11 protein-coding genes are annotated in these 13,252 nt (G+C 36.9%); 2 read left to right on the top strand and 9 right to left on the bottom strand.

Annotated features, from left to right (window positions below; genetic code table 11):
• Positions 1-13 precede the first annotated feature (13 nt).
• The gene (locus ACPUVN_RS15525; protein ID WP_426359429.1) at positions 14-1,645 is read right to left on the bottom strand and encodes a phospholipase D family protein; all 1,632 of its coding nucleotides are present in this window, start codon (positions 1,643-1,645) and stop codon (positions 14-16) included.
• A gap of 334 nt (positions 1,646-1,979) precedes the next feature.
• Between ACPUVN_RS15525 and ACPUVN_RS15520 the strand changes: the two genes are divergently transcribed.
• Complete coding sequence (locus tag ACPUVN_RS15520; RefSeq protein ID WP_426359430.1) at positions 1,980-3,746, top strand: lysophospholipid acyltransferase family protein; 1,767 nt, start codon at positions 1,980-1,982, stop codon at positions 3,744-3,746.
• Positions 3,747-3,902: 156 nt separating this feature from the next.
• Here the strand turns inward: ACPUVN_RS15520 and ACPUVN_RS15515 are convergent, their stop codons facing one another.
• From ACPUVN_RS15515 to ACPUVN_RS15505, 3 genes are all read right to left on the bottom strand, one after another.
• Positions 3,903-4,415 carry a DinB family protein gene (locus ACPUVN_RS15515; protein WP_426369391.1) on the bottom strand — a complete coding sequence of 171 codons (513 nt, stop codon included), beginning with the start codon at positions 4,413-4,415 and terminating at the stop codon, positions 3,903-3,905.
• A gap of 241 nt (positions 4,416-4,656) precedes the next feature.
• On the bottom strand, positions 4,657-6,360 hold the full coding sequence (locus ACPUVN_RS15510; RefSeq protein ID WP_426359432.1) for a protein kinase domain-containing protein: 1,704 nt from the start codon (positions 6,358-6,360) through the stop codon (positions 4,657-4,659).
• 181 nt (positions 6,361-6,541) lie between these two features.
• Entirely contained in the window at positions 6,542-7,354 is an 813-nt protein-coding gene (locus tag ACPUVN_RS15505) for a formate/nitrite transporter family protein (RefSeq protein ID WP_426359433.1), read from the bottom strand.
• 346 nt (positions 7,355-7,700) lie between these two features.
• On the opposite strand from ACPUVN_RS15505, the gene oxyR reads away from it, so the two are divergent.
• A complete protein-coding gene (oxyR, locus tag ACPUVN_RS15500) occupies positions 7,701-8,597 on the top strand; it encodes a DNA-binding transcriptional regulator OxyR (RefSeq protein WP_426369390.1) in 897 nt (298 codons plus the stop codon).
• Positions 8,598-8,618: 21 nt separating this feature from the next.
• Here the strand turns inward: oxyR and ACPUVN_RS15495 are convergent, their stop codons facing one another.
• The 5 genes from ACPUVN_RS15495 to ahpC form a co-directional block, all read right to left on the bottom strand.
• Positions 8,619-9,236 (bottom strand): putative manganese transporter, encoded by a 618-nt coding sequence (locus ACPUVN_RS15495; RefSeq protein WP_426370576.1) that lies wholly within the window; start codon positions 9,234-9,236, stop codon positions 8,619-8,621.
• On the bottom strand, positions 9,127-9,816 hold the full coding sequence (locus tag ACPUVN_RS15490; protein ID WP_426369389.1) for a putative manganese transporter: 690 nt from the start codon (positions 9,814-9,816) through the stop codon (positions 9,127-9,129). Before ACPUVN_RS15490 ends, ACPUVN_RS15495 begins: the two co-directional genes overlap by 110 nt.
• 18 nt (positions 9,817-9,834) lie before the next feature.
• On the bottom strand, positions 9,835-10,266 hold the full coding sequence (locus ACPUVN_RS15485; protein WP_426369388.1) for a plastocyanin/azurin family copper-binding protein: 432 nt from the start codon (positions 10,264-10,266) through the stop codon (positions 9,835-9,837).
• A gap of 470 nt (positions 10,267-10,736) precedes the next feature.
• Entirely contained in the window at positions 10,737-12,344 is a 1,608-nt protein-coding gene (ahpF, locus tag ACPUVN_RS15480; RefSeq protein ID WP_426369387.1) for an alkyl hydroperoxide reductase subunit F, read from the bottom strand.
• A 172-nt stretch (positions 12,345-12,516) separates the two neighbouring features.
• A complete protein-coding gene (gene ahpC, locus ACPUVN_RS15475) occupies positions 12,517-13,086 on the bottom strand; it encodes an alkyl hydroperoxide reductase subunit C (protein ID WP_426359437.1) in 570 nt (189 codons plus the stop codon).
• Positions 13,087-13,252 lie beyond the last annotated feature (166 nt).

Raw genomic sequence — 13,252 nt, 5'->3', positions numbered from 1 at the left:
GTTAAGGCATTATCTAAAGTATATTTTTAGGTACGACTCTTCGTAATTTTACTTTTATTTGTTTGAGCATGCTGACTTCGCCATCGGGATTCCAATCTGCTGTAGTTCGCCAAGCATTTTGTGGTTCCATTTCTTCAAGCATACCTTGTTTTACATCTAGGGTTAGTGCTTTTGAAGGAATCACCGTAATACTTTCTGTGTTTAAATTGGCGCTGCGCGGGTCTAAATTGAAAGTCCCGATCACCGTTATTTCATCATCAATCACCATCGACTTTGAATGTAAGCCAAAAATAGGTGGTGTGGTGAGTTGTTTATCCATAACTTCAGACATGATCTTCTGTCTAATTTCAGCATCAGGTTTAAATTCGTAAATTTCTACGCCTGTTTTTAATAACTTTTTTCTATCACGTTGATAACCATTAAAAGCTTCAAGGTTGTCGTTAGACGCTAAGCTGTTTGTGAGTATTTTTATTTCAACACCCTTGTCTGTTAAGGCTTTAAATAAATCACGACTTAAGTCGGTGGTAACTAAATAAGGAGTTTGAATGATGATCGATTTTTTAGCATTACGTACTAGCTCAATCAGTTTATCTGTAGAAAGTCCGCTGCCGCCTAGGAATTTATTTTTGTTATTTTTTCCTGGAATATCTGAAATATATTCCACATCTTTTAACCAATAAACTTTGCCTTCAGTTTCTTGCTGCAAAAATGCTTCAGGTATTTTCTTCATTTTTTCACGTACAAGAGGAACATAGTTTGCTGGGTCGCAAGCGTATTGATGCAATGCATCGTAATTAGCTAAGTCTGACGCTGTAATGTCAGTATCTTTATTTTCACTTTTAACCAGTTGTGTTACTGGTACGCTAAGCTCGTCGTTCCAAAAATCTTCGAAAGACGATTCTATTTCACTAACGGAACCACCTAATAATAAAACATCACGATCTCTAAAATTATATTCGTGGTCGTAACCAAAGTATTCATCCGCTACATTTCTACCGCCTGTTATTGAGACTTTGCCATCTACAGTAAAGGTTTTATTGTGCATGCGTTGATTAAAACCATGAAAATTAGTAGCAAGGTTGGTCACTTTCTGAAAAATATTTTTACCTATATTAGCCAGTGGATTATATATTTTGATCGATAGGTTTTCGTGAGCGTCTAACTTTAGTAATTCATCACCTTTTGCATCTACCATTAAATCGTCAACAAGTAAGCGAATTTTTACACCACGATCTGCAGCTTTTATTAAATAGTCAGCCGCGATGAGCCCGATGTTGTCAGCGGTAAAAATGAAGTATTGAATATCAATGGTCTTTTCAGCTTTATGGGTTAACCAACCACGCGATAATAGCGATTCAATACCTTCTTCAAGCACATAAACACCAGTACTATTTTGCATTTTTTCAGCATAAGGCGCTAAGTGTTGCAACAAAGAAGTTTGGTTAGGCTTACTCAACGCAGCACAGGTCTCAATACTGTTTTCAGCATAACTGTCTTGAGTATTTTCTTGAGCATGTATTTGTAAAACGCTCTGTTGAGCTGACGAGCATGCTGTTGTTAAAAAGCTGACACACAAAATTGATGTTTTAATGAGTGTGAATATCTGATGTTTTAATGATGACTTGGTGAATATAATTTTTTTCATATAATTTATAGCTCTCAATAAATAATGTGCGTTATTAGATAATGAGTAGGCGTAAACATCCTGCGTTGCTTTCTATCAAGAATAAGAGGCTCAGCTTAAGGGCTGAGGCTTTATGGAGAAGTTAATATAAACCAATATGCTAAACAGGTGTTAATTGTTAGCAGTAAAGTTATGTTTTTGTGCTAGTTTTATTTGTGTGAAAGGTTATTATTAATGACAGTGAATAGTTTTTCTGTTGTTCAGGGTCTTGTGTACATACCAAGCCTTTAAATAGGTAAAATAGATAGACTGCCCATAATAATTAAATTGTCGAGAGTTGTTGTAACCCCATCATATGAATAAACCCAATGAAAACGTTTCTGATTTGCGCTTAGCTGCGTTATTACCTGATACCTTATTAGGTAACGTGTTAAGACCTATTTCGCCCTTATTAGATAAGATATTAGGCATAGATAAACTTCATCAACTTTATGTAAAAGGTGATTTGTGGGGTCGAGAAAAACAAGACTTTTCTGAACGCTTATTAGATCAATTAGGTGTACGTGTTTTTGGTGTTGATGATGTTTTAGCTAAAATTCCTAAAGAAGGACGTTGTGTTGTTGTATGCAATCATCCTTATGGCATGGTTGAAGGCGTTATTATTGCTAAGATTCTGACGGCATATCGTGCTGATACTAAAATAATGGCTAATTTAGGTTTACGCGTTTTTAAAGAAATTGCTGATTATTTTATTTTCGCCAATCCGTTACAACCTAAAGCTGCGATAAATACTTCGGCGATTAAACAATGCTTTAAACATGTTGATAATGAAGGTTTGTTAGTAGTATTTCCTGCAGGCAAGGTCTCTTCTTTTCAAGATGACAGACAACGTATTACTGATGCAGAATGGAACCGAATCGCTATTCAAATTGCTGTTAAAAAGAAAGCCCCTATTTTACCTGTATTTATATCGGGTACTAACAGCAAGCTGTTCCATAAAATGGGACAAATATATTACCGTTTCCGCCTGTTAATGCTGGCGAGAGAAATGGTAAAATTAAATGAACATCCTATTAACTTAGTGACAAATAACCTCATTAAGCCTAAGCAGCTTAACGTATTTAATGGTATTGAGAGCATGAACGATTTTGTAAGATTACAGTGTTATTTGAATGATGAAACCTATTTAACACCTTGGATAGAAGACGATAGAACAGTTGAATTTAAATATATTATTCCAACGGCGAATAAAAACTTAATGACTCAAGAACTTGCTGCGTTACCTGAAGAACAAGTTTTAGTTAAGTTTAAATCTTTTACTGTGTACAACGGTTATCAGCATCAAATGCCTACCTGTGTACAAGAAATTACACGTTTAAGAGAAATAACCTTCAGAGAACATAATGAAGGCAGTGGCGAAGCTTGTGATACCGATCACTTTGACGCGACTTATATGCATTTGTTTATATTCGATCATGAAAATGAAGAAATTATTGGTGCTTACCGTATTGGCCAAACAGATCTTTTACAAAAAGATGCGGATATTTCTAAGCTGTATTTATCACAAATATTTACCTTCAAACCTGAGTTTATTAACCAAAACCAACCGTGTTTAGAAATGGGACGTTCGTTTATTGTAGCTGAGCATCAAAACAGCTTTCATGGCTTGTTGTTATTGTGGAAGGGCATAGGCGCTTACGTATGTAAAAACCCAAGATATAGAACCTTATACGGCACTGTATCGCTAAGTAAATTATATGATCCGCGTTCTGTTGCCTTAATTAATGAAGTAATGATCACTGAGCGTGAAGGCGTTGAAGCTAAATCACCTTTTGAAGGTAATTTACATCCTGAAGCGCAAGACTTTCTGAAAGCGAACTCGGTAACTATGGAGCAATTATCTGCCATGGTAGAAGGGATAGAAGTCGACGGAAAAGACGTGCCTGTATTGTTAAAGCAGTATTATAAGTTGGGTGCTAAGTTTCATTGCATGGGAATTGATATTAACTTTAATCACACACCGGGCTTATTACTCAGTGTTGATTTACCAAAGGCGCCAGAGAAATTACTTAAATTGTATTTGGGTAAAGATAAAGACGAGTATTTGAGTTACACGGAGTAGCTTATTGAACAAGGAAGGCCCGTCATTGATTAGTTTATTTGTATAAATACAATCTAAATAGACTAATCAATAACTTAAAAAACCCATATCTTAATTTGGGTTAACTTGGTTCTTGTCGTTAATCTGTTCTTACTAAGCTATTTTTAAATGAAATAATTAAGCTGATGCGTTTTTCTCACGTAAGTAAGTCGCTGTTGCTGGTGCAATACCAAAAGATGTATTGGCTGTTGTGGTTTGTGCGAAAGTAATTTGTGTGATCATCGCATAATGATGAACAGCATGACTACCTACAAAAATAAGCTCGCGTGCTAATGATGTTTGTACAATTTGTAATTCTTTAGTGCTTGTACTTACTTCAGTTGAAAGTGAAATGGTTTGATTTAAATCGCTATGAGTTAGATTTGACATCCAAGCTTCAATTTCATCAAATTTGTTCAACGCTAATTGAGGGTTCTCTTCTACTTTACTGCCACGTAAACGTAAATCGTAATCGATAACGCCTGATTCAATACCTGAAATAACTGATTGGTAATGATCGATTATATGACGGATGTGTGAGCCTGCTGAGCTGATAAAGTTTGGAGAGATAATTTCAACGTATTCTTCTTGTGTGATACTCCTCAGATATAAACGTGCTTGTTCAAGTATTTCTATTTGGCTAGTGATCATAATTTTTCTTTTCTCTCGTTTATTCGCTTCGTGATTTAGATATTTTTATGCTGCCTAATAGTAGACCGTTGATCTTAAATAAATATTCTTAAATAACCTGAATTTATCTAAATATATAAACAATCTCTGCTAATTCTTCTGGTAAAACAAGCATCAATACAGCTGTTTGATATTGTATATCTTTCTATAATAAAGTAAAAATATGTAAATTTCATTACACGTATTTAATATTTAAGCCAAATTACACTAGCTGAGCTATTAACAATACAAATAAAACTAAGCTAACCCCTTGCCAAAACATAACAGGATCTCGCTCCATTAAAGGTGGTTTTGTTTGCGCCAAATAAACCTTATTTGGATGTCTAAGATCATGCATAAACTCTGATAACTCAGGGTGACGTTTTAATGGGTTGATATGTAACGCTCTTTTTAAAGTATAGTCTAACCAGGCTGGAAGTTCTGAATCTTTAGTCATTAAACTGCGGTAGCCTAGTTTCTCTTGTGCTGAAAGGGTATTTGCTTGTGCAATAGCTTGGCTATATGGAAACCCGCCAGACAGCATCTGGTAAGTGATAGCGGCTAACGAATAAATGTCTGATTGTTGTGTTCCTAATTGCCCTAAAAAATACTCAGGTGCCGAATAACGAATGGTGCCACGCATAACATCTTCAGTATTTGCATCGGTAACGCCCGCAATAAAAGTAGAGCCAAAATCAATGATTTTAACTGTGTTGGTACTATCAATCATGATGTTGTTTGGGCGTAAATCTTGATGGATCATTTCTTGGCGATGAAAAGCCTGTAACCCCTTAGCTACTTGCTCGATAATGTCGCGAACTTGCTCTAACTTCGGCTTAGGGTTGTCTATCATCCATTGATTTAATGATATTCCCTCAATATATTCAGTCACTAAATAGAGAAAGTTTCGTTTACGTTTGGGCTCTATCGCTTTGGCTACATTCGGATTATTAACACGTTTGGCTATCCACTCTTCCAACATAAAACGTTCTAAATATTTACTGTCGTTACGTAGCTCAGTTGACGGCGTTTTAATAACCACAGTTTCGCTCGTCTCGGTATCGCGCGCTAAAAATACATGGCTGCGGCTACTGATGTAAATTTCACGGAGTATTTCGTAACCATCAAATTCCATACGCGGAGTTAGCCTTGGCGGTAAAGGCAACATAGTCAGTTGATGCACTTCATCTAATTGATATTCAGGTATGTTATCAACTCGCGCTATTTGAACACTGAGATTATCGTCACTGCCTTGTGCAAGGGCTTGTTCAATAATTATCTGTGCTGCGCTATTTAACGAATCTGTCGTGCTAATCGCTTTCGTAATGTCTGAACTTTTAATGAATTCGTATATACCATCGGTAGCTAAAACAAAGGTATCGCCTTGTTCTATGGTGAGGGATTGATAATCTATTTCTAAGGTTTGATCTATGCCTAAAGCACGCGTTAAATAAGTCACTTCAGATGAAACGACGCGACGGTGATCTTCGGTAAGTTGTTCAAGCCCATCGCCTGATAAACGATAGATACGTGTATCGCCTGAATGAAATAAATGTGCCGTATTTGATTTGAAAACTAAAGCGCTAAAGGTACAAATATAACCTTTGTCTTTATCGAATCGGTAAGGGCTATTTCGAGTTTGAGAATACAACCAAGAGTTAACGGATTTGATGACTTTTTGCACTGAGCTTTTTACTGACCAAGAGTCAGAGGTGCAATAATAGTCATCTAAAAAACTAGCAACAGCAGTCTCACTGGCTATTTGACTTACTTTACTTGAGCTAATACCGTCAGCCATAGCCAGTGCAATACCTTTGGCACTTAACAAGGGTTCTTTAGGTGTTACGCTACCTAAAAAATCTTGGTTAATGGCTTTTACGCCCTTATCGGTGGCGCCACCAATACTGACACTGAGTGATTTGCTCATGATTTATTCCTATCAAACTTGGTTATAACGCTTTTAATCTGTTCCGTTTATTCAAGTGTGAATAAACGGAACAAGTTAATTAAAAGTCTACCAGAGTTATGCTCTTTCATAAGGTTTAAAATAAAAAGGCTTCGTGAAATTAATCACGAAGCCAGTTCTTAAAGTAATATTTTAACAGAGCTTATGAAAGTTTACGCTCAGGTGAAGTTCTCACATGGGTAAAGTACAACGGTAAGCCAACTAACAATAAACCACCTGCTAAGTTACCTAAAACCGTAGGGATCTCATTCCATAAAATATAATCGTAAACAGTAAAGTCACCACCCATGATCATAGAGAAAGGGAATAAAAACATATTCACAATTGAATGCTCAAAACCCATGAAGAAGAACAACATAACAGGCATCCACATCGCTGCCATTTTAGCGCCAGCCGACGTAGAAATCATCGCACCGACAACACCCATCGACACCATCCAGTTACATAACATGCCACGGATAAATATCGTTAACCAACCGCCAATACCGTGCTCTTGATAACCGACGGTTCTTGATTCACCTATATGAGCTACTTTGGCTGCAATCGCACCACCATCTGTTCCATAACCATAGGTTAAAATAAACGACATAAAGAATGCGGTTGTTAATGCACCACCGAAATTACCTAAAAATACTAAGCCCCAGTTACGCATCACGCCGCCAAAAGTAACACCTGGTCGTTTATCTAATAAAGCTAAAGGCACTAATGTAAATACACCGGTTAATAAATCGAACTTCATCAAATAAAGCATGATGAAACCAACAGGGAATAAACATGCGCCTAAAATAGGGCTACCTGTTTTGGTTGCTACAGTAATAGCAAAAATAGCGGCTAGGCCAAGAATAGCCCCCGCCATAAATGCACGAATAATGGTGTCTTTCGTCGACATATAAACTTTCTGTTCACCAGAGTCGACCATTTTGGTTACAAACTCACTCGGTTCAATATAAGCCATGGTTTCTCACTTCTTTGTATTTAATGTTTAATCTACTTATGTATAGAGCAAGTCTGATACCAATAAGTTAACTGACTGTTTTTATTGTTTAAAGTGGTTTTATCTTTATGGTTTTCAAGTGAGATATGTTCAGTGATGGGCATGCTGCACTATGCTGAAGCGTGATCCGCATGATTTAGTCGATTGCCATAATTGGTTCTTCATCCTTTCAATAACTATAAATAACGAATGTGTTATAGTTAAAATAGATTGTTTTTTAATTATTGATAGGGTGTAACTATTAACTCAGATTTTAATATAGTTATTAATAAGCCTTCAATAAAGCTCATTATTTGTAGAGATTCGTATGATCAAAATTCGTGATTTAGAATATTTAGATGCCATTGATACACACCGACATTTTGGTCGTGCTGCTGAAGCCTGCTTTGTAAGCCAACCGACATTAAGCGGTCAAATTATGAAGCTAGAGGAACACTTAGGTTTAACCTTAGTAGAAAGACAAACCAGAAAAGTTATGCTGACACCTGCTGGCGAGCAATTAGTGGCAGAAGCACGTAATGTATTACGGGCAGCTAATAATTTTGAAGCCTCAGCTAAAGCGCTGTTAGACCCGTTTTCAGGGGATTTACATATTGGGCTAATACCTACGTTAGCGCCATATTTGTTGCCACATATTATGCAAGATTTGAATGACAAACTACCTAATATAAAATTCTATTTGCATGAAGATAAAACCAAGAATCTTTTAAAGTCTTTAGATGATGGTAAGTTAGATTTAATCATTTTGCCTTGGTTAGAAGATATGGATAAGTTTGATCGCTACGACTTATTTGAAGAGCCACTGGTATTAGCGACCTCGCAAGGTCATCAACTTTCATCTAAAAAAGTGGTGAATTTAAGTGAGCTAAAAGACTATGAAATATTAACTTTAGAAGATGGTCATTGTTTACGAGATCAAGCCCTAGGTTTTTGTTTTACGGCTGGCGCTAAAGAAGATCATCGTTTTCAAGCGACGAGTTTAGAAACCTTACGTTATATGGTTTCAAGCAATATGGGCATTACTTTATTACCTCAACTCGCGACGGTTAATCACCATATCACCAGTACGATTAATTATATTCCTTTTGAAGACCCAAAGCCGAATCGACAAATATCTCTCATGTTGAGATCGGGCTATTCAAGAATGCAGTGTATTAGAGCGGTTGTGAGTAGTGTTAAAAACTCGATGAAAGAGGTTATTTGATTTTAGCGATCCTGCTCTCACTTACTCAAATAACCAATAATAACTATAAGCAACGATCACCGCAGGGATAGATGAATACATTGTTGCGATCAGAGCGACTTTGGGTGAAAGAGCGATAGCGGGAAACAAAGCATCACCGTCATTACTAATGGCATTACCTATTTGTGCTGATAATGGAATAGCGCCAGAAAGGTATAAAGAGGTGGTAATAATTTGCGGTCCACAACCAGGTATCATCCCAATAACAACACCCGCTAAAGGTGCAAAAGTAGCAAACTTAAGAAATAAACTTTCAAGTTGTACGTTGCCATATAACATAAGCAATTCAAATAAAATGAATGCGACTACAACCCAGCTCGTTACAAAGTTAGTATCAAGGGCTACCTTTTGAAATATCTTGTTTTGGCGTTCCTTTTTATCTTCAGAAACCATTGATTCGTAATTTGTAACTTCACAGGTTGCTGCCCATAAAAATATTAACGTTAAAGCTATTGCCGCTCCAAGTATTCGTATAACTGACTCGTTAACATTAAATAGTGAAACAATATCTACCTGCGCAGCCATGAGTAGTCCGACAATGGCACCAGGGATCATGATCCACTGCCACACAAGCCCCTGAAACTTTAAAGTTGTAGGAATAGTATTGGCTTTTTTTTTTCTCATCGGTTTGTTTTTTATTGGTTTTGATTGTGTGTCTTAAAAAATCAGGGCCATGAATTTTATTAACAATTAAGCCTGAAGCAATGCCAACAAAAAAACATAATATAACAATACCTGTGCCTGTTAATGGCTCTGCTGCTAATAGTAGAAATGCTGCATCTCCCATGGTTGAGGTAAGTGCCGCCGCAACAGAACCAAACCCCATTTGACCACTAACATATTGTGTAATAACAACTATTGCTCCACCACAACCAGGTAATACGCCCATAAAACTTGCGGTAATTATTTCTTTATAAGGCTTACTTTCTCTTTTGCTGTTTGTATAAAGGTTACGAACTTTATCTGCGAACAAATGGTAAATGGTTAAGCTCATGGCAACAAATACAGCCACTTGCCAAAATGCATCAGACAATACGTTAAGGGTAATATCTCGAGTATGACCTTGTATTAATAACAAGCAGACGATTACGGGTAAAGCCATACGTTTATATTGCGGTAGTAATGCCCATAATTTTAGAGACTGAACTTTAGTCATAAATAAATTTGCTGATATGTTCATGGATTAACTCTTTTTGACTTATTTTGCTTGTGATAAATAACCGTTAATACGTTCTTTATTCATAACAACACCAGAGCTTATCTTTTGCCAATCTTGTTCTACTTTTAAACGATTTTCTGCTTCACCCACCTGAATTACACCCAACATGCCTAATGCAAAATGAGGTGAACATTTATAGAGGTAAACGCCTTTGTTACTAAAGGTATAACTGAAGGTTTGTCCCATTGGGCTTGCGAAGGCTGAGGCTTGCTCGGGAATAGAAACAGACTCTACGTTATGGGAAGGATCAGATGGTATGAAGGTAACTGTATCGCCTTGAAATATTTTCAAATATCCAGGAGACATCAACATCATTTTTCCGCTTGCATCACTAGTGAGTAGTTTTACTTCATAATGCTTAGCATGAATAACAGAGCTAAACGTAACCAAAATAAGGAATAAATATTTCATAGTTTTCTTTATTAGTTAATTTACATAAATGATAATCATTATCATTTGTGTTTGCAAGGTAGGATTTGAAATTAAAGATTTTTAACTGGTAGTGTAGTATTAAATATTTTCAGTATTTTTGAGTTGAATTAAAAGAAAGCGAGTCAGGCTTTATATATTTCCTGTGACATATTTTTAAAGTATGAGTAAGACAGGGTGAAGTGAATTAGCAATGTGGGCTTTGGTAAAATAGTGGCAGGACTAACAATAACTAATTAATAAAAACAGTATTTTATCGGCGCCTTTTTTATTAGAGCCCATAAAAAAGCACTACCGCCACTATAGTATCCTTCAAAAAAAGAGATACAGTGACGGTAGCGCTGGGGGGAATTATAAAAATGTTGGTCTTAACTTAAATGGGGGGTTTAAGTTAAGACATACTCTGCAATTTATAAGCTAATAATAAATTTTAGGGTTATTCGTTAGAATAACTAAGCAGCCTGAGTTTCCTTCTCTACTACCAATTCTTCTTCTGCTGCATTTGGTGTTCTGATTAAGTAATCAAAAGCGCCAAGTGCTGCTGTTGCGCCACTTCCCATTGCAATAATGATCTGCTTGAAAGGTGTGTGAGTTACATCACCTGCAGCATAAACACCGGCAACGCTTGTTTCGCCGTGGTTGTTGGTAATAATTTCGCCACGTGGTGTTAAATCTACCGTACCTTCTAAAAACTGTGAGTTAGGCACTAAACCAATTTGAACAAATATACCTGCTAGCTCTACGCTTTTAGTTTCATTTGTTTGGCGGTCTAAGTAGTTAAGACCTGTTACATGATTGCCGTTACCTAATACTTCTGTCGTTTGTGCATTCATAATAATTTCAACGTTGCCTAAAGAACGGGCTTTAGCTTGTAAAACGGCATCAGCTCGTAAGCTTGTATCAAATTCTAAAACCGTTACGTGGCTAACAATACCGGCTAAATCTATTGCGGCTTCTATACCTGAGTTACCACCGCCAATTACGGCTACTGATTTACCTTTAAATAATGGTCCATCACAATGTGGGCAGTATGCTACGCCTTTACCTTTGTACTCTTGCTCGCCTGGTACGTTCATTTCTCTCCATCTTGCTCCTGTGGCAATAATGGCTGAGCGAGTTTGAATAATGGCGTCGTTTTCAAGTTGAACTTGGATCAATCCACCAGGTACGTCGCTTTCAATAATCTTTTTAACGCGTTGACCATTCATAATGTCTACGTCGTATTCTTTAACGTGTTCTTCTAAGCTGGCAACAAGCTTTGGACCATCAGTTGCTTTAACCGAGATAAAGTTTTCAATTGCCATGGTGTCTTGTAATTGTCCGCCAAAACGGTCTGCTACTACACCTGTTTTTATGCCTTTACGTGCACTGTAAATTGCTGAAGATGCGCCCGCTGGACCGCCACCTATCACTAATACATCGAAAGCTTCTTTCTTGTTAATTGTGTCCGCTTGGCGTGAATGTGCATTTACATCCACTTTGTTTAGTATTTCTGTAACCGACATTCTGCCTTGCGCAAACGGTTGTCCGTTTAGGTAAACTGCGGGTACAGATAAAATATCTTTGCTGTAAACTTCTTGTGAGAATACCGATCCATCTACCATTACATTGGTGATTTGTGGATTAATTGCTGACATCATATTCAATGCCTGAACAACATCAGGACAATTCTGACAGCTTAATGATACGTAGGTTTCAAACGCATATTCGCCTTCTAAGTTACGCACTTGTTCTATAATTTCTTCACTCAATTTAATTGGGTGTCCGCCACTGTGTAATAACGCTAATATCAGTGAGGTAAATTCATGTCCCATTGGGATACCTGCAAAACGTATTTCAGTATTGTTGGTAACCGATCTTACTAGCATTGACGGAGCGCGTTCATTGCTACCATCTAGTTCTACTAGGTTTAAAAGTGGTGACATTGTTGCAATTTCTTGTACTAATTCGTTTAATTCTTTTGATTTTGGGCCATCATCTAAAAACACTGCTAATTCAACTGTAGACGTTAAATTTTGTAGGTAATTCTGTAATTGGGCTTTTAAGTTTGCATCTAACATGTTGAAGATTCCTTAGCGAATGCGCTAAATAAAGTAAAAATTCAAACCTTGTTTTAACGTTGTTTATTGTGCGTAAAACAAGGTTTGGAACTATTGGAAAAATTATTAATTAACTCTTGCTAACTACCGAGCTCTGTATAAGTTAATGATGAGCTCGACGTTAACGGGATAATTAAATTTTGCCAATTAAGTCTAAAGAAGGAGCTAATGTTTCTAAGCCTGGCTCCCATGCTGCTGGACAAACTTCACCGTCATGCGCTGCAACATATTGTGCTGCTTGAATTTTACGAACTAATTCTTTAGCAGAACGACCTATACCTAAGTCATGTACTTCAGCTACTTTGATTTCGCCTTCAGGATTGATTACGAATGTACCGCGAAGTGCTAAGCCATCTTCTTCAATCATTACACCGAAGTTACGTGTAATTCTTCCTGTTGGGTCACCAATCATTGGGTATTGGATTTTGTTAATTGTGTCTGAACTGTCGTGCCATGCTTTATGAGTAAAGTGTGTATCAGTTGATACTGAGTAAACTTCAACGCCCATCTCTTGAAGTTGTGCGTAATGGTCAGCCATGTCGCCTAATTCTGTAGGACAAACAAATGTGAAATCAGCTGGGTAGAAAAATACTACTGCCCATTTTCCTGCTAAGTCTGCTTCACTTACTTCAACGAAGTCGCCGTTGCTGTATGCTGTAGCGTTGAAAGGTAAGATTTTTGAATTGATAATTGATTGTGTCATGTCGAGCTCCAAAGTTAATTTAAATGTATGTTTGAACGTTTTGTTCAGTGCTTTCGTTTAAGTTGAGATAAGTATATGGAACATCACTCAATAGGCATAATCGAATGAATCTATTTTATTTATAGGTTTTGCCTATCGAAAGGCTTGTAGAACTGAAGTATTAGCT

Origin of the sequence: Pseudocolwellia antarctica, assembly GCF_049933045.1 — a bacterium.
Taxonomy (GTDB): Bacteria; Pseudomonadota; Gammaproteobacteria; order Enterobacterales; family Alteromonadaceae; genus Pseudocolwellia.
Note: the sequence above shows the minus strand (reverse complement) of the source record. Positions and strands in the feature narration are given on the sequence as shown.